The sequence below is a fragment of the Sanguibacter sp. TS_SC_8 genome (genome assembly GCF_055361235.1).
Genome location: NZ_CM143955.1, coordinates 2,246,751 through 2,263,481 on the forward strand (window position 1 = coordinate 2,246,751; position 16,731 = coordinate 2,263,481).

Annotated in this window: 15 protein-coding genes; 4 read left to right on the forward strand and 11 right to left on the reverse strand. The window is 70.1% G+C overall.

What is annotated here, in order from left to right:
• Positions 1-186 precede the first annotated feature (186 nt).
• Positions 187-486 carry an ArsR/SmtB family transcription factor gene (locus tag ACWA15_RS10210; RefSeq protein ID WP_093181841.1) on the forward strand — a complete coding sequence of 100 codons (300 nt, stop codon included), beginning with the start codon at positions 187-189 and terminating at the stop codon, positions 484-486.
• Between the two features lie 69 nt (positions 487-555).
• Positions 556-2,946, forward strand: coding sequence for an ATP-binding cassette domain-containing protein (locus tag ACWA15_RS10215; protein WP_464055027.1), 2,391 nt, complete (start codon positions 556-558; stop codon positions 2,944-2,946).
• Positions 2,947-2,969: 23 nt separating this feature from the next.
• On the opposite strand, the gene ACWA15_RS10220 is transcribed toward ACWA15_RS10215, so the two are convergent.
• Positions 2,970-3,809 (reverse strand): CPBP family intramembrane glutamic endopeptidase, encoded by an 840-nt coding sequence (locus ACWA15_RS10220; protein ID WP_464055029.1) that lies wholly within the window; start codon positions 3,807-3,809, stop codon positions 2,970-2,972.
• 62 nt (positions 3,810-3,871) lie between these two features.
• Complete coding sequence (locus ACWA15_RS10225) at positions 3,872-4,957, reverse strand: tyrosine-type recombinase/integrase (protein ID WP_464055031.1); 1,086 nt, start codon at positions 4,955-4,957, stop codon at positions 3,872-3,874.
• 694 nt (positions 4,958-5,651) lie between these two features.
• On the opposite strand from ACWA15_RS10225, the gene ACWA15_RS10230 reads away from it, so the two are divergent.
• Complete coding sequence (locus ACWA15_RS10230; protein WP_464055032.1) at positions 5,652-6,902, forward strand: phospholipase D-like domain-containing protein; 1,251 nt, start codon at positions 5,652-5,654, stop codon at positions 6,900-6,902.
• 46 nt (positions 6,903-6,948) lie between these two features.
• On the opposite strand, the gene ACWA15_RS10235 is transcribed toward ACWA15_RS10230, so the two are convergent.
• Both ACWA15_RS10235 and ACWA15_RS10240 read right to left on the reverse strand, forming a co-directional pair.
• Positions 6,949-7,122 (reverse strand): hypothetical protein, encoded by a 174-nt coding sequence (locus tag ACWA15_RS10235; RefSeq protein WP_464055033.1) that lies wholly within the window; start codon positions 7,120-7,122, stop codon positions 6,949-6,951.
• Positions 7,123-7,185: 63 nt separating this feature from the next.
• A complete protein-coding gene (locus ACWA15_RS10240; protein ID WP_464059478.1) occupies positions 7,186-10,584 on the reverse strand; it encodes a pyruvate carboxylase in 3,399 nt (1,132 codons plus the stop codon).
• A gap of 268 nt (positions 10,585-10,852) precedes the next feature.
• Between ACWA15_RS10240 and ACWA15_RS10245 the strand changes: the two genes are divergently transcribed.
• Entirely contained in the window at positions 10,853-11,626 is a 774-nt protein-coding gene (locus ACWA15_RS10245) for a ParA family protein (RefSeq protein ID WP_464055035.1), read from the forward strand.
• Between the two features lie 23 nt (positions 11,627-11,649).
• Here the strand turns inward: ACWA15_RS10245 and ACWA15_RS10250 are convergent, their stop codons facing one another.
• The 7 genes from ACWA15_RS10250 to ACWA15_RS10280 form a co-directional block, all read right to left on the reverse strand.
• On the reverse strand, positions 11,650-12,231 hold the full coding sequence (locus tag ACWA15_RS10250) for a MerR family transcriptional regulator (protein WP_464055036.1): 582 nt from the start codon (positions 12,229-12,231) through the stop codon (positions 11,650-11,652).
• A 183-nt stretch (positions 12,232-12,414) separates the two neighbouring features.
• Positions 12,415-13,230 (reverse strand): transcriptional regulator FtsR, encoded by an 816-nt coding sequence (ftsR, locus tag ACWA15_RS10255; RefSeq protein WP_464055037.1) that lies wholly within the window; start codon positions 13,228-13,230, stop codon positions 12,415-12,417.
• On the reverse strand, positions 13,227-13,727 hold the full coding sequence (locus ACWA15_RS10260) for an FHA domain-containing protein (protein ID WP_464055038.1): 501 nt from the start codon (positions 13,725-13,727) through the stop codon (positions 13,227-13,229). The genes ftsR and ACWA15_RS10260 overlap by 4 nt, the downstream gene beginning before the upstream one ends.
• A 208-nt stretch (positions 13,728-13,935) precedes the next feature.
• On the reverse strand, positions 13,936-14,715 hold the full coding sequence (locus tag ACWA15_RS10265) for a DUF881 domain-containing protein (RefSeq protein WP_464055040.1): 780 nt from the start codon (positions 14,713-14,715) through the stop codon (positions 13,936-13,938).
• Positions 14,712-15,044 (reverse strand): small basic family protein, encoded by a 333-nt coding sequence (locus ACWA15_RS10270; RefSeq protein WP_464059479.1) that lies wholly within the window; start codon positions 15,042-15,044, stop codon positions 14,712-14,714. The genes ACWA15_RS10265 and ACWA15_RS10270 overlap by 4 nt, the downstream gene beginning before the upstream one ends.
• Before the next feature lie 22 nt (positions 15,045-15,066).
• A complete protein-coding gene (locus tag ACWA15_RS10275) occupies positions 15,067-15,870 on the reverse strand; it encodes a DUF881 domain-containing protein (protein ID WP_464055041.1) in 804 nt (267 codons plus the stop codon).
• A 71-nt stretch (positions 15,871-15,941) separates the two neighbouring features.
• A complete protein-coding gene (locus ACWA15_RS10280; RefSeq protein WP_464055042.1) occupies positions 15,942-16,529 on the reverse strand; it encodes a CDP-alcohol phosphatidyltransferase family protein in 588 nt (195 codons plus the stop codon).
• Between the last annotated feature and the right edge of the window lie 202 nt (positions 16,530-16,731).

Here is a 16,731-nt window from a genome sequence, read left to right on the forward strand (position 1 = left end):
CCCCAGATCCTCGGCCCACCTCGTCGTCCCCCGGGGCCGTGGTCGCCCCAGCTGTGGACGGCCGGCGACGTCCACCCCGGCGGGAGCCAGCTCTTCCGGGGACTGCGTAGAATCGACCTGCTGCGCCGGTGACCCGCAGCGACCACCTCGAACGGCTCGTTGAGCAGGTACTGGAGAGAACACCTCATGACCGGACGCAGCGGCGAGTCCGCGCTGGCGCAGTCGTTCAAAGCGCTCAGCGACCCGACCCGGCTGCGCCTGCTCTCCCTCGTGGCCGCGCACGAGAACGGCGAGGCCTCGGTCGTCGACCTCACCGAGCCGCTCAACCTCACCCAGCCGACGGTGTCCCACCACCTCAAGATCCTCGTCGACGCGGGCCTGCTCACCCGGGACAAGCGCGGCGTCTGGTCGATCTACGCCCTCGTGCCGGGCGCGCTGGGCACCCTGGGGTCCTACCTGCGCGACGCCGAGGCGGCGTGGGGATAGCTCCAGACGCTCCGTCTGGCTCGAGGGCCGGCGCGCGCGGGTCCCCGGGCCCGATCTAGGCTGGCAGTCATGAGCACCGAGCCGCGGACCGCCGCCCCGCCGACCGCCCCGCACGTCGCCGACACCCACGACCTCATCCGGGTGCAGGGCGCGCGGGAGAACAACCTCAAGAACGTCAGCCTCGAGATCCCGAAGCGGCGCCTCACGGTGTTCACCGGTGTCTCCGGCTCGGGCAAGAGCTCCCTCGTCTTCGCCACCATCGCCGCGGAGTCGCAGCGGATGATCAACGAGACCTACAGCGCGTTCCTGCAGGGCTTCATGACGAACCAGGCCCGTCCGGACGTGGACCTGCTCGAGGGGCTGACCACGGCGATCATCGTCGACCAGGAGCGGATGGGGGCCAACACCCGCTCGACCGTGGGCACCGCGACCGACGTCAACGCGATGCTGCGGATCGTCTTCAGCCGCCTCGGCCAGCCGCACATCGGTCCGCCCCAGGCGTTCTCCTTCAACGTCGCCTCGATCAGCGGCGCCGGCGCCGTCACCTTCGAACGCGGCGGCACGACCGTGAAGGAACGGCGTGACTTCGCCATCACCGGCGGCATGTGCCCGCGCTGCGAGGGTATGGGCAACGTCAACGACATCGACCTGACGGCGCTGTACGACGACAGCCTCTCCCTCAACGAGAACGCACTGACGATCCCCGGCTACTCCATGGACGGCTGGTACGGGCGCATCTTCCGCGGCTGCGGTTTCTTCGACCCGGACAAGGCGATCCGCGACTACACCGCCACCGAGCTGAGCGACCTGCTCTACAAGGAACCGACGAAGATCAAGATCGACGGGATCAACCTCACCTACTCCGGGCTCATCCCGCAGATCCAGAAGTCCTACCTGTCCAAGGACCGCGAGGCCATGCAGCCCCACATCCGGGCGTTCGTGGACCGGGCGGTGACCTTCACACCGTGCCCGGAGTGCAGGGGCACCCGGCTCAACGAGGGCGCCCGGTCCTCGCGGGTGGCCGGGATGAACATCGCCGAGGCCTGCGCCCTGCAGATCAGCGACCTGGCCACCTGGGTCGCCGGCCTCACCGAGCCGTCGATGGCGCCGCTGCTCACCGCGCTGGCCCACACCCTGGACTCCTTCGTGGAGATCGGGCTCGGCTACCTCTCCCTCGACCGCCCAGCCGGCACGCTGTCCGGGGGAGAGGCGCAGCGCACCAAGATGATCCGCCACCTCGGGTCCTCCCTCACCGACGTCACGTACGTCTTCGACGAGCCGACGATCGGGCTGCACCCCCACGACATCCAGCGGATGAACACGCTGCTGCTGCAGCTGCGGGACAAGGGCAACACGGTGCTCGTGGTCGAGCACAAGCCGGAGATGATCGTCATCGCCGACCACGCCGTCGACCTCGGCCCGGGCGCCGGTTCCGCCGGGGGAGAGGTGGTCTTCGAGGGCACCGTGGAGGAGCTGCGGGCCAGCGGCACACTCACCGGCCGCCACCTCGACGACCGCGCCGTCCTCAAGGACGGTGTGCGCAGCGCCGCCGGGGCGCTGGAGATCCGCGGCGCGAGCGCGAACAACCTCCACGACGTCGACGTCGACATCCCGCTCGGGGTGCTCGTGGTGGTGACCGGCGTCGCCGGGTCGGGCAAGAGCTCGCTCGTGCACGGATCGATCCCCGCCGGGGCGAACGTCATCTCGATCGACCAGGGCGCGATCCGGGGATCCCGGCGGAGCAACCCGGCGACGTACACCGGGCTCCTCGACCCGATCCGCAAGGCGTTCGCCAAGACCAACGGCGTCAAGCCAGCCCTGTTCAGCGCCAACTCCGAAGGCGCCTGCCCCAACTGCAACGGCGCGGGCGTCGTCTACACCGACCTGGGCATCATGGCCAGCGTCGCCTCACCGTGCGAGGTCTGCGAAGGAAAGCGTTTTCAGGCCTCGGTGCTCGACTACCACCTGGGCGGGCGGGACATCAGCGAGGTGCTGGCGATGTCGGTGACCGAGGCGGAGGAGTTCTTCGGCGCCGGGGAGGCCCGCACGCCGGCCGCGCACACCATCCTTGCCCGCCTGGTCGACGTCGGGCTCGGGTACATCAGCCTCGGCCAGCCGCTCACGACGCTCTCCGGCGGCGAGCGTCAGCGGCTCAAGCTCGCCACGCACCTGGGGGAGAAGGGCGGCGTCTACGTCCTCGACGAACCGACCACAGGACTGCACCTGGCCGACGTCGCGAACCTGCTCGCCCTGCTCGACCGGCTCGTGGACGCCGGCAAGTCGGTCATCGTCGTCGAGCACCACCAGGCCGTCATGGCCCACGCCGACTGGATCATCGACCTCGGCCCGGGCGCCGGGCACGACGGCGGCCGGGTCGTCTTCGAGGGCACCCCGGCCGACCTCGTGGCCGACAGGTCAACGCTCACCGGTCAGCACCTCGCGGCGTACGTGGGGGCCTGACGGGCAGCGGGAGGCGTTGCGGTTCAGCGCGGCGCCGTGAGGAAGATGTCGAGCAGCTCAGGGTGGTGCGCATGCACGAGGACCCCGAACACGACGACGTCGAAGAGCAGATGGACGGCGATGACGTAGGTCAGGGACGCGCTCTTGGCGAAGATCCAGCCCTGGATGAGCGCGAAGGGGACAGTGAGCAGCGGGCCCCACTCGCGGTAGCCGAGCTCCCAGAGGAAGGACACGAAGACCACGGACTGCGCCAGGTTCGCGACCCACAGCCCAAAGTGCGCCCTGAGCAGGGCAAACACCGTGCAGATGAAGAAGAGCTCGTCCCAGATGCCCACCGCGTTGACACCCACGAACAGCCGCGCGATGTCCTGGCTGCTGGCGAGGTCGGGCCAGTTGCGGTAGGCGCCCGAGCCGATGAAATAGACCGGCAGGATGAGGTAGCCCGCCACGACGACAAACACAAGATAGAGGATCTGCGTCCGCGACCAGCGTCTCCCGGTGGCGACCGGGAACGTGATGGTGCGTTGGCCGAACAGCCAGCGCGACAGCGCCCACGGCACGAGCACCGCAAGCGAGAGCGCGACGGTGAAACGCGCCATGCCAGCGTCGCTGAGGTCCGCCCGGAGTGAGATCGCCGAGATGATCCCCATCCCGACGCCGATGAGCGCGAGGTCGCGCCCCAGCGCGCGGTCGACGGCGAGGCCGAGCGCAATCCCGAGGACCAGTGGGAGGTAACCGATCGGCCGGGCGTGCACGGCGAACAAGAGGATGGACGACCCGCACACCAGGGCCGCGGCCAGCAGTCGGGCCGGCGAACCGATCGCCCACGGGGCCCGGACGGCCTGCGTGGCGGTCAGCGTCATCACCTCACCTGCGTTCACCTCGCCTACAGTGCCATTGATGCCTGGTACTTGCCTACCCTTGGTCAGGTCGCCCGAGGGTTGCTGGAGACTCGCGGCATCGTGACCGGGTGGAGCCTGACCGCTGCGACCATGTGATCGGCTTGGGAGTCCAGGTAGACGCTGGTGGTGGCTACCGACGCGTGGCCGAGGATGTCGCGCACGGTCATGACGTCCGCGGCACCCGAAGCGAGGAGAAGGGTGGCCGCAGTGTGGCGCAGGCCGTGCGGGGTGACCTCCCGCATGAGGCCGGCGGGCATCCGGGCGGCTCGCCGGTGGACCATCAGCTCGACGTCACGCGGTTGCATGCGCAGACCCCTCCACGTGAGGACGAGCGCACGCCTGGCGTCGTCGACTCCCACCGTCTCGACCAGGACACCCTTGACCCTGCGGGTGCGCGGGGCCGGCGTCGGGCGCGCGCGGTCGTAGTCGGTGAACGCTTCCATGGTCCTGGGGGAGAGGGGCACCCTGCGGCGACCGCCCCCTTTGCCGTGACGGATGTCGAACCAGGCGGCGCCCTCGTCGTCGACGCTGATGTCGGCGCGGTCGGCCTTGCAGAGCTCGGAGACCCGAGGTCCGACCTCCACGAGGAGGTGAAGGATGAACCGGTCTCGAAGCACCATGTCCTGGTCGGCGCGCGAGACCTTCCGGTCGGCGGGGTCGGTCGTGGACAGCAGCGCCGCAGCGCCTGACTGGGGGAGCGCCGTGCGTGACTTCGCCCGGGTGCGACTGCCCTTGAACGTGACGAGCATGTCGGGGACCGGGTTGAGCTGCACCCACCCGACGCGGGTCGCATGGGAGAACAACCGGGAGACCGACTGCATGAAGCGGGCGGCCGCTCCGATGGAACGAGTCCGATCACCTGGGTCGTTGAACCGTCCGTCCGGCTTGGAGCCATACGTCACCACGGCGACATCAAGGTCTTCGCCGTCGAGGTCGTCGAGGATCCTGTCGCCACCGACGATCTCGACGAACTCGGCGAGGTCGCGGACATAGTTGTCGACGGTCACCTGGGAGAGCGACCCCATGACGACGGACCGCGGGAACGTGCCGATGTAGGTGTCCACGGCCATCGCCACGCTGAGGAGGTTGAGGGACGGCGGTGCAACCACGGGAGGGGCTCCTTCGACTGAACGCCCATCAGAGAAGGACTGGTCCGAGCCTAGTGAGACCCTCTGACACCCAGAGGATTCAGTGCAGCGCGGGGCATTTTAGCCCCACTTATGTTACTACGTTCTTGCAGCGTACAACGTAGTAAACACAATCAATGGCCTACAGACCTCACGGGCGACCGCCGTCGTCGTCACGCCTCGTGACGCTACGGGGAGACGGGGTGCCCGGCAGCGGGAGGCCGGGTCAACCGCTCAGTCCACCCAAGCCCCTGCCCAGCGGACCCGCAGGCCCGGCGCTCCGTTCGCGTCCGCAGCGCCTGCAGGCGAGGTACTGCGAGTCCTCGATCCGGCGTCGCTGCCACTTGTGCCAACCCACCACGCATCGCACGTCTTTCATGACGCACCCCTCTCGCCGACCGCGGGCAGCGTGTCCCCACGCGACGCCACTTACCACGCTAGTCCCGATCGGGTCTCAGGGACAAGGTTCGAGCGAGGCCCCGTGCCGAGCGAGCTCAGGTGATGTTCCCCGACCTCACGAGGGCAGAACCTGCCCCTCTCCGGACCCCTTCCACTCCCCTCGCCGCACCGCCGATAATGTATCTTATGACATTACGGCGGCGAGAACCCACCCTCGTCCACGCGCCCAGCAGCCCCTCAGGCCGCCGCTCACCTGCACTTCGGCTATGTTCGTCGGGTGGAAGACGAGCAGAGTGCCATACGGTTCGCCCAGAAGACGCTCAAGCGTGCCTTGATCACCTCGGCGGTCGCGCCGTTCGTCACCGCCGCGGCGGTCGTCGCCATCGACCACTGGAAGAAACGGAAGGAATCCCGCAAAGCGGTGTTCCCGCACGCGGATCCGCTGACCACGACCATCGGCGGCTCGACGACCACGGTGTTCTCCTTCGGTGAGGAGGTCTACGCCGAGATGCTCGCGGCGATCCGGTCGGCGAAGACCCGCATCTTCATCGAGACCTACATCTGGAAGGGCGACGAGGTCGGTCACACCTTCAAGGACGCCCTCATCGAGGCGTCCGCCCGCGGCGTGGACGTGTACGTCGTCTACGACGGGTTCGCCAACCTCGTGGTCCCCCGGAGCTTCTTCCGTTTCCCCGACCCGATCCACGTGCTGGCCTACCCGATCTTCCGACCCCAGGTCCTGTTCATGGACATCAAGCACACCGGTCGAGACCACCGCAAGATCCTCGTCGTCGACGACGAGGTCGGCTTCGTCGGCGGCTACAACATCGGCACCCTCTACGCCACCCAGTGGCGCGACACCCACCTCAAGCTCACCGGGACCGGGGTGTGGGAGCTGTCCAGCGCCTTCATCGACTTCTGGAACCTCAACGTCCGCGGCGACAACCCCACGATCCCCTCCCCCGGGACCGACCTGTGGGCACCCGAGCTCCAGGCTGCCCGGAACGCACCGATGCGCCGGGTCTACCCGATCCGCAACATCTACCTGGAGGCGATCCGCCGGTCCAACCACCGCGTCTACCTCACCCAGGCGTACTTCATCCCCGACCGCGAGCTGCTCGCCGTCATCGTCGCGGCGGCCCGGCGGGGGGTGGACGTGCGGCTCATCGTGCCCGAGGCGTCCAACCACGTCCTCACCGACTGGCTCTCCCGCGGGCTCTACTCCCAGCTGCTCAAGGCCGGGGTGAGCATCTGGCTGTACCGCAACGCCATGGTCCACGCCAAGACGGCGACCGTCGACGGTCAGTGGACCACGATCGGCACCGCGAACATCGACCGGCTGAGCCTGACCGGCAACTACGAGATCAACATGGCCATCTACGACGAGGGCCTCGCCGCTCAGATGGAAGACATCTTCGCGGTCGACCTGAGCAACTGCCGCCCGCTGCTGCTCACGGACTGGGAGCAGCGCTCCCCCGTGGCCAAGTTCGGCGAGCTCATCCTCACCCCGCTGAGCCCGCTGCTCTGAGGGCCGCCGCTCTGACGGCCGCCGCGCAGGCGGCCGTCAGCACGACTCACTCCCGGGACGCGTCCGCGATCGTCTCCTCCGGGCGGGGCGGCACCGTCTCGTCCTCCTCGAGCAGCTGCACCTCGTCGAACTCGGGGTGGGCCGCGTGCAGCCGGCGGGCCACCTCCGCTGCCTGCTCGGCGCTGTCGGCGCTGTCAGGGCTGTCGGGGCTGGTGTCCATGTACGTCCTCCTCAGAACTGGTGTCGCCCAGGCTAGGCACCAACTCCCCCGACCGCCAGTCGGCTAGGAGATGACCATCACGAGGTCGCCGCCCTCGAGCTGCTGGACGGCGCCGATCGCCAGGCGCTGGACGGTGCCGGCCACCGGGCTGGTGATCGAGGCCTCCATCTTCATCGCCTCGACCGTGGCCACCGTCTGCCCGGCCTCGACGCGCTGGCCCTCCTGGACCACGGGGGTGACGGCCCCCGCGAACGGCGCGGCGATCTGACCCGGAGCGTCCAGGTCGGCCTTTTCGACGGCGGAGCTGTCGACCGCGATGCCGGTGTCACGGACCTGGATCGGGCGGATCTGACCGTTGAGGGTGAACATCACCGACCGCATGCCGCGCACGTCCGGCTCGCCCACCGCCTCGAGGCCGACCAGCAGCCGCACCCCGCGTCCGAGAGCGATCTCGACCTCTCCCCCGCGCTCGAGCCCGTACAGGTAGCTCGACGTGTCCAGCACGCTCACGTCGCCGAACCGTGCCTGCGTGGAGAGGAAGTCCTTCGTCGGACCGGCGAAGAGCAGGTGGTTGAGCCGGTCCCGGCGGACCTGGGAGGACCCGCCGAGGTCCGTGAGGTCCTGCTCGGTGAGCGGGTTGATCCCGTCCCGCATGGTCCGTCCGGCCAGCGCCTTCGTCCGGAACGGCTCGGGCCAGCCCCCGGGCGGGTCACCGAGCTCCCCACCGAGGAAACCGATGACCGAGTCCGGGATGTCATAGTCCTGGGGGTTCTCAGCGAAGTCCGCGGGGTCGGCCCCGCGGGCGACGAGCTGCAGCGCCAGGTCACCCACCACCTTCGACGACGGGGTCACCTTGACCAGTCGGCCCAGGATCCGGTCCGCCGCGGCGTAGGTGGCCTCGATCTGCTCGAACTGGTCCCCCAGGCCCAGCGCGATCGCCTGCTGGCGCAGGTTGGACAGCTGCCCGCCGGGGATCTCGTGGGTGTAGACGCGACCGGTCGGGCCGGCCAGGCCGGACTCGAAGGGGGCGTACAGGCGGCGGACAGCCTCCCAGTACGGCTCGAGGTCGCTCGCGGCGGCCAGCGAGAGCCCGGTGTCCCGCGGGGTGTGCTCCAGGCTCGCGACCAGAGCAGACATCGGCGGCTGGCTCGTCGTGCCGGCCATGGCGGCAGAGGCCACGTCGACCGCGTCGACGCCGGCCCCCACGGCGGCCATGAGCGTGGCCATCTGGCCACCGGTCGTGTCGTGGGTGTGCAGGTGGACGGGCAGGTCGAAACGCTCACGCAGCGCGGTCACGAGCTTGACCGCGGCGGCCGGGCGCAGCAGCCCGGCCATGTCCTTGATCGCCAGGATGTGCGCACCTGCAGCGACGATCCGGTCGGCCAGCTCGAGGTAGTAGTCGAGGGTGTAGAGGGTCTCAGCCGGGTCGAGCAGGTTCCCGGTGTAGCACAGCGCGACCTCGGCCACGGCCGTCCCGGTCGCCCGCACGGCCTCGATCGCGGGCCGCATCTGCTCGACGTCGTTGAGCGCGTCGAAGATCCGGAAGATGTCGATGCCCGACGCCGCCGCCTCACGGACGAACGCCTCGGTGACCTCGGTCGGGTACGGGGTGTAGCCGACGGTGTTGCGTCCGCGGAGCAGCATCTGCAGGGCGACGTTGGGCAGGGCCGTCCGCAGCTTGGTCAGGCGGTCCCACGGGTCCTCACCGAGGAAGCGCAGCGCGACGTCGTACGTCGCCCCGCCCCACGCCTCGACCGAGAACAACCCCGGGAGCATCCGCGCCACGTAGGGCGCCACGACCTCGAGGTCGTGGGTGCGGACCCGGGTGGCGAGCAGGGACTGGTGGGCGTCGCGGAACGTCGTGTCGGTCACCGCGACGGCCGTCTGGGCGCGCAGCGCCCTGGCGAAGCCCTCGGGGCCGAGCTCGAGCAGGCTCTGGCGGGTCCCGGCCGGAGCGGGCGCGGTGACGTCGCAGGCGGGCAGCTTGGCCCGCGGGTCGATCGCCCCGGTGCTCGGGCCGTGCGGCCGGTTCACGGTGACGTCACCGAGGAAGGCCAGCAGCTTCGTGCCGCGGTCGGCGCTCTCCCGGGCCGCGAGCAGCTCGGGGCGCTCGTCGATGAACGACGTGGACAGGTTGCCGGCGACGAACTCGTCGTCGGCCAGCACCGCCTGGAGGAAGGGGATGTTCGTGCGGATGCCCCGGATGCGGAACTCCGCCAGCGCGCGGCGCGCGCGGCGCACCGCCGTCGGATAGTCGCGGCCGCGGCAGGTGAGCTTGACGAGCATGGAGTCGAAGTGGCCGCTGATCTCGGAGCCGGCGGTCGCGGTCGCGCCGTCCAGGCGGACCCCCGCGCCACCCGGTGAGCGGTAGGCCACGATGCGGCCGGTGTCGGGACGGAAGCCGTTGGAGGGGTCCTCGGTCGTGATGCGGGTCTGCAGGGCAGCGCCGTTGACCCGGATGTCCTCCTGGCGGATGCCGAGGTCTTCCAGGGTCTCCCCGGCGGCGATCCGCAGCTGGGAGGAGACGAGGTCGATGTCGGTGACCTCTTCGGTGACGGTGTGCTCGACCTGGATGCGCGGGTTCATCTCGATGAACACGTGCTGGCCGGCCCGCTCCCCCACCGTGTCCAGCAAGAACTCCACGGTCCCGGCGTTCTGGTAGCCGATGGACCGGGCGAACTTCACCGCGTCCGCGCACAGCGCATCCCGGATCGCCGGGTCGAGGTTGGGCGCCGGGGCGATCTCGATGACCTTCTGGTGGCGGCGCTGGACAGAGCAGTCCCGCTCGAAGAGGTGCACGACGTTGCCCTGGCCGTCGGCGAGGATCTGGACCTCGATGTGGCGCGGACGCAGGACCGCCTGCTCGAGGAACATGGTCGGGTCACCGAAGGCGCTGTCCGCCTCGCGCATGGCGGCCGCGAGGGCCTCGGGGAGGTCCTCGCGGTGGTCGACCCGGCGCATCCCGCGTCCGCCACCTCCGGCGACGGCCTTGGCGAAGATCGGGAAGCCGATCTCGTCGGCGGCGGCGATGAGCTCGTCGACGTCGGACGAAGGCTCGGAGGAGGCGAGGACGGGGAGTCCCGCCGCCCGGGCGGCCTTGAGCGCACGGACCTTGTTCCCGGCCAGCTCGAGCACCTCGGCCGGAGGGCCGATGAACGTCAGGCCGGCCTCGACGCAGGCCCGGGCCAGGTCAGGGTTCTCGGAGAGGAAGCCGTAGCCGGGGTAGACCGCGTCCGCCCCGGCATCCTTGGCGACCCGCACGATCTCCTCGATGTTGAGGTAGGCCCGCACCGGGTGACCGGCGTCTCCGATGAGGTACGCCTCGTCGGCCTTGAGGCGGTGCTCGGAGTTGCGATCCTCCTGCGGGAAGACCGCGACGGTGCGGGCCCCCATCTCGTAGGCGGCCCGGAAGGCCCGCACGGCGATCTCAGCTCGGTTGGCAACCAGCACCTTGGAGAACACGCGATATCCCATCATTCGACGATTTTCAGGACCGGGCACTGCCGACCAGTCAGCCGCGGCACCAGAAGACCTCACGCAGTCACCGGCGTCAGGGCTTCCCGATCCTCCCACGATTCTCGTCCGCGCCCGCGATGTACGCGGAGAAATCTCCGGGTTCGGTAGGCTGATCCCGCATGACAGGCCGTAGCTTGTGCCTCGCCACCCGAAGACGCGACGAGAGACGGCCATCTACTCAAGGTGAAGTCCCCCGGAAGGACCGTGTCCCCTCGTGCCTGTGCTCGGAGTGTGCAGCTTGAAAGGCGGCGTCGGCAAGACGTCCATCACGCTCGGTCTCGCCTCCGCGGCGGTCGCCGCCGACCTGCGGACGCTCGTCGTGGACCTCGACCCGCAGGCCGACACCACCCTCGCCCTGGGCGCCACCGGGGCCGCCGCCCAGGACGTGGCGGCGGTCCTGGACAACCCGGCCGACTACGTCGTGAAGTCGGCGCTCGCGGTCTCGAGCTGGGATCCGGACATGCTCGACGTCCTCATGGGGTCGGCCGAGTCGGCCCGCCACGACGGTCCCACCTACGCCCACCGGCTCGGCCGCCTCGCCACCGCCCTGGACACGCTGGACGACTACGACCTCGTGATCATCGACTGCCCGCCGTCCCTGGGCGGGCTCACCCGTCAGGGGCTCACCGCCTGCGACCGGGCGCTCGTGGTCACCGAGCCCGGGCTGTTCTCGGTGACCGCGGCGGCCCGCGCCTTCAAGGCGATCGACGAGCTCCGGCGCACCTCCGCCCCCCACCTGCAGCCGCTCGGCGTGGTGATCAACCGGGTGCGGGCCCGGTCGAGCGAGCAGTCCTACCGACAGGCCGAGCTCGAGGGGATGTTCGGGCCGCTCATCCTGTCCCCGATGATCCCCGAACGGGCGGCGATGCAGCAGGCGCAGGGCGCCGGTCGGGCGATCCACGACTGGCCCGGCGCCCCAGCCGCGGAGCTGGCGCAGGCCTTCGACACGATCCTGGCGCGCGGGATGCGCGCGATGGCCGAGGTGTAGAGGCAGGTGCGGGTGCGGGCGGGTCAGCCGGCGGTGCGGGCCTGACGGCGCACGGACAGCTCGTCGTGACCGGGCTCGATGACCGGGTCGGCGTCGAGCCGCTCGGTCGGCAGGGTCGCGAGCGTGCCCTCGACCTCGCGCCAGACTCGCCCGACGGCGATCCCGAAGACTCCCTGGCCCCCCTGGACGAGGTCGATGACCTCGTCGGCGGAGGTGCACTCGTAGACCGAGGCGCCGTCGCTCATCAAGGTGATCTGCGCGAGGTCCTCGACCCCGCGCTCGCGCAGGTGGACCACGGCGGTGCGGATCTGCTGCAGGGACACGCCCGTGTCGAGCAGGCGCTTGACGACCTTGAGCACGAGGACGTCACGGAAGCTGTACAGGCGGTGCGTCCCAGACCCGGTCGCCGAGCGCACGGTCGGCTCGACCAGTCCGGTCCGGGCCCAGTAGTCGAGCTGGCGGTACGTGATGCCGGCCGCGCGGCACGCGGTCGGGCCTCGGTAGCCGATCGAGGTGTTGCGGCTGGGGAGGTCCTCGTCGAAGAGGAGACCCTGGGTGCGCGCGATGGGAGACCCACCAGGACCACCGTCGATTCCGCTGCTCACGTCTGCCTCCGTCTCAAGCCGCCCTGCCCACTGCATGCATGCTGCTTCCATGGTGACACGGAGTCCGTGGGCTGCGAACGTGCAGCAAGCGAGGATCTCGTGTGACAGCCCCACGCTAGGGCCCTGCTGCGGCGGGGTCAACGACCACCGCTGGTGTGTCGCGCCCGGGCAGGAGGGAGGGGCTCAGCCGGGGAGGTCGCCCACACCCTGGCGCACCCAGACGGTGTGCAGGCGGGCGAAGATCTCACCGAGCTCGGCGGCGGTCGCTCCGGCCCTCCCCCGGGCCGACGGCGCATGCTGCCCGCGCAGCGGGGAGACCACCTGGTCGATGAGGTCGACGTGCCGCTCCGCGGCTGAACGCATGGACCGCAGGTGGCGTGGTTCGATGCCGAACTCACCGAGCCCGGCGGCCAGCAGGACAACCTCCTGGGATCCCGCGTCGAAGTGGCCGAGCCCGTCCGGGCGCACGACGCCGGCGCCCACCAGGGCATCCACGAGCGCCACGTCCACGCCGCACGAGGCGGCCAGCGCCTCGGTGGTGCTCTGGGCGCGGAGCGCGGCGGACTCCCCGTCGCGGACGACCAGACGCGGGATGAGCGGTCGGTCGCTGCTCGACACGCCCGCGTCGAGGGCGGCGAGCTTGCCCTTGATCACCTTGAGCGGCAGGTAGCGGTCGCGCTGCTCGATGAGCACGAACCGGAGGCGTTCGACGTCGGCCGGGCTGTACTTGCGGTACCCGGAGGACGTGCGCACCGGTTCGACCAGCCCCTGCTCCTCGAGGAAGCGCAGCTTGGAGTGGCTGATCGCCGGGAACTCCATGCGCAGGCTGGAGAGCACGTCGGAGATCCGCATCGAGGCCTCCCGAGAGATCCCGTGCGGCCAGGTGCGCTCGACGACCTCAGCCGGGGAGCCGTCCAGGGGCGTGCTGGCAGGCTGGGTGGCTTCGTGCCCGCTGGTGTCGTGCCCGCTGGTGTCGTGCGGAGAGCGCGCAGCGCTCACTCGGCGACCGGTTCCTCGGGAGTGGCGGTGCGGGTCAGCGGGCTCGGGTAGAAGAGCATGCGGTACTTCCCGATCTGCACCTCGTCACCGGCCTTGAGCAGCGCGGAGTCGATGCGCACGCGGTTGACGTAGGTGCCGTTGAGGGAGCCGATGTCACGGACCACGAAGTCGTCGAGCTCGCGGACGAACTCGACGTGCTTGCGGGAGACGGTCACGTCGTCGAGGAAGATGTCGGCCTGCTCGCTGCGACCGGCCACCGTGCGGTCGGCGTCGAGCAGGAAGCGCGAGCCGCCGCTCTGGCCGCGCTGCATGATGAGCAGTGCCGAGGTCCGCGGCAGGGCGGCGACCGCCGACTGCTGCTCGGCCGTCAGCCCGCTGGCGCCGAGGGCCTCCTCGATGATCGGCGTGCCGAAGCTGATCGTGGTGTCCCCGAGACCCGACAGTGCCGGGCCGTCAGGCAGGCCCGGCCGTCCTGGGTGTCCGGTGCTGCTGGTCATGTCGCCTCCTGGTCACTGCGAATACGTCGCTGCCGATACGTCGCTGCCGTCACGGGCTTGCGCCCTGCATCGACTCCCACCATCGGCAGACGACCCGCACCTGTGAGATGTCGGCACCTTCTCAACTCAACCTTAGAGGTGAACCGGCCAGGACTGAAGTCTCCCGATAGGTCTGCACGCTACACGCCGGTCGTCTCCGACGGTGGGATCACTCCCCGACGTCTGGCGTGGCGTACCTGGGCTCGGACGGTTCACGGACCGCGCGGATCTCCACCAGGGTCTTCTGCTCGATCGTGGTGCGGCCACCGTTCGTGGTGATGGTCGCCATCGCCCCGCCGGGGATCGCGATGGCGGGCTCGAGCGTCTGCGGGTCCCCGATCACCGACCAGCGGAACGGTGCGGCGACGCGGATCCCGTCGATGATCACCCCCTCGTCGGTGTCGGTGAAGTAGCTGCTGGTGACCATGCGGATGCCGTTGACCTCGATCGCCTCCGCACCGGCGTTGCGCAGCTCCTCGAGCACGTTGAACAGGCGGGCCGCGGTGATCGCCTTGTCGCTCTCCATGATCGTGATCTCCAGGCCGGGTCCCTCGGCCGGCAGCCGGCCCGAGAGGATCCCCTGGACGGCGACGTTCTGCTCGGCGAGCTCGATCGCCGCCCGCTGCGAGTCGCTCCCCGACCGCAGCTCGAACTCCGTCTGACGCAGGGCCGCCGCCTCGCGCTCGAGGTCGTCGGAGCGCCGGTTCACGTCGTCGAGGATGCGCACCAGGTCAGACTGGCGCAGCCCGGCGAACTCGTCCTGCTGGGTCTGGCGGAGCTGGACGACGAGCGCAAAGCCGAGCACGGCGCACAGGGTCGCGGCGAGGATCTGCGCGCGGGTGGCGCGCGGCTTCCAGGCGCTCAGGACCCGGCGCCACGCGGTCATCGGGGGCCGAGGCGCGGGTGCGGGTGTGACCGGCCCGTCGTCGGGGACCTCGTGCTCGCTCATGCCTTGAACAGGTGCCGGCGGATCGCCGCGGCGTTGGAGAAGATGCGGATACCGAGCACGACGACGACGCCTGTCGAGAGCTGGGTGCCCACCCCGAGCTGGTCGCCGAGGAAGACGATGAGGGCCGCCACGACCACGTTGGACAGGAACGAGACGAGGAAGACCTTGTCGTCGAACATGCCGTCGAGCAGGGCTCGCAGACCTCCGAAGAGGGCGTCGAGGGCGGCGACGACCGCGATCGGGAGATAGGGCTGGAGGTTCACCGGAACCGTCGGTTCCAGGAACAACCCAGCGGCTATCCCGATCAAGAGTCCGAGGACCGGAATCACGTTGTACTCCCCCATGCTGTAGTCACTGGTCACCATTGTCCGTGCCGAGGGGCTGTGCCGCGAACAGCACCCGGGTGGGCCCCGCGGGCACGGACAGGTCGTCGTGGGCGGCCACGTCGGTGCGGATCCCGTACTGCGACCCCAGGGCGCTGAGCTGCTGCGCCGCCGCAGACCGGGCGAGCCCGGTCTCGAGGGCGTTGCGGTCGCCGATCGCGACGACCTCGTAGGGTCCGGCCACCCCGACGAGGTCGACGAGGATGGCACTGCCGGCGCTGCGGATCGCGGTGGTCGCAGTGAGCCGCTGGCCGTTGATCGCGATCGCCTCCGCCCCCACCGACCACAGCGCGTTGACGACCGACTGCAGGTCGGAGTCCTGGACGAAGGCGGCCGGGTCCGTGGCGGCGTCGGCGCCGTCCGCGACGGTCACCGTGATGCCCGGACCGCGGGCCGCGACCGTCCCGTTGGCGAAGCCGTCCAGGGCGACGGTCTGCACCAGCTCGGGGTCCACGAACTTCAGCGCCGAGTCCCGCAGGGTGTCGATCGCGGTCCCCAGCGCCGCGTTCTGTGCGGTCAGGGTGGCCACCTCCGCGCGGTGGCTGAGGATCTCCTCCTGCAGGAGGGTGCGGGCCGCGACGACACCGGGCTGCGGCTTGCGCAGCTCGACCGCGGCCCGCACGGTCCCGAAGCCCAGCACGATCGCCACGACGAGGAGCACGACCACGGTCACGGTGCCGCGCGGCGCCTCGTCGCCGTCTGCCCGGCGTCGGGCTGCCGCGGCGTAGCCGGGGTCGAGCGGGCGGTGCATCACCTCGTTGAGGAGGGTCATCGACGCATCAACAGCACGGACGGGGCGGACGGGGCCTACGGGATCCGCGGTACCCGGGTCGGCGTCGGGCGTCATGACGGTGCCTCGGCCCGGGTCAGCTCGCGCGCCTGGACGACGTAGAGGAGACCGGAGTACCAGTACAGGCCCGCTCCCCATCCGGCGAAGGCCCACCCCAGCGCCGCCGCCCACGCTCCCAGCGCGCCGGGCGTCTCGGCCAGCAGCAGCAGCGGGAAGGCGTAGAGCAGCGCGAAGGTCGCGGCCTTGCCGACGAAGTTCACCGGGAGGGGCCCGTAGCCGAGCCGCGACAGCCCCGGCATCAGGCACATCATGATGATGTCGCGTCCGAGGATGACGATCACCAGCCAGAGCGGCACGATCTCGCGCCAGGCCAGCGTGACGAGGGTGACGAGGATGAAGAGCCGGTCGGCGGCCGGGTCGAGCACCTGGCCGAGCTTGGAGACCTGGTCGAGCACGCGGGCCGCCACGCCGTCGAGCCAGTCGGTGAGCGCCGAGAACGCGAGCACCAGCAGCGCGGCGACGTCGTAGGAGTTGATGATGAGGACAGCGAAGACCGGCACGAGGGCAAGCCGGAGCATGCTGATCATGTTCGGCACCGTGAGCACCCGGGTGCTCACGTGCTGCTCCTGCGTCTCGCCCACCGCCGACCGACCATCCTTCGCGTGCTCGCGCACTTCCGCCGCACTCTCGCCGAGTGCCGCTGTCTGCACTGCTGGCTATCTTAAGAGCGTCGCACCACGGGCCCGTCCCCGCAGTGGGAATATATGACAACGATATGGACACAAGTTGTCATGTGGTCGAGGTCACCGGTCGGGGGCTCGACCCGGACGGGGCCGACCACGT

What these genes read in the sequence shown, in the direction of transcription:
- ACWA15_RS10265 (WP_464055040.1), bottom strand. Translation starts at nt 14,715, where the DNA reads ATGAGCGAGCACGAGGTCCCCGACGACGGGCCGGTCACACCCGCACCC.
- ACWA15_RS10275 (WP_464055041.1), bottom strand. Translation starts at nt 15,870, where the DNA reads ATGACCCTCCTCAACGAGGTGATGCACCGCCCGCTCGACCCCGGCTAC.
- ACWA15_RS10220 (WP_464055029.1), bottom strand. Translation starts at nt 3,809, where the DNA reads ATGACGCTGACCGCCACGCAGGCCGTCCGGGCCCCGTGGGCGATCGGT.
- ACWA15_RS10210 (WP_093181841.1), top strand. Translation starts at nt 187, where the DNA reads ATGACCGGACGCAGCGGCGAGTCCGCGCTGGCGCAGTCGTTCAAAGCG.
- ACWA15_RS10260 (WP_464055038.1), bottom strand. Translation starts at nt 13,727, where the DNA reads ATGACCAGCAGCACCGGACACCCAGGACGGCCGGGCCTGCCTGACGGC.
- ACWA15_RS10235 (WP_464055033.1), bottom strand. Translation starts at nt 7,122, where the DNA reads ATGGACACCAGCCCCGACAGCCCTGACAGCGCCGACAGCGCCGAGCAG.
- ACWA15_RS10215 (WP_464055027.1), top strand. Translation starts at nt 556, where the DNA reads ATGAGCACCGAGCCGCGGACCGCCGCCCCGCCGACCGCCCCGCACGTC.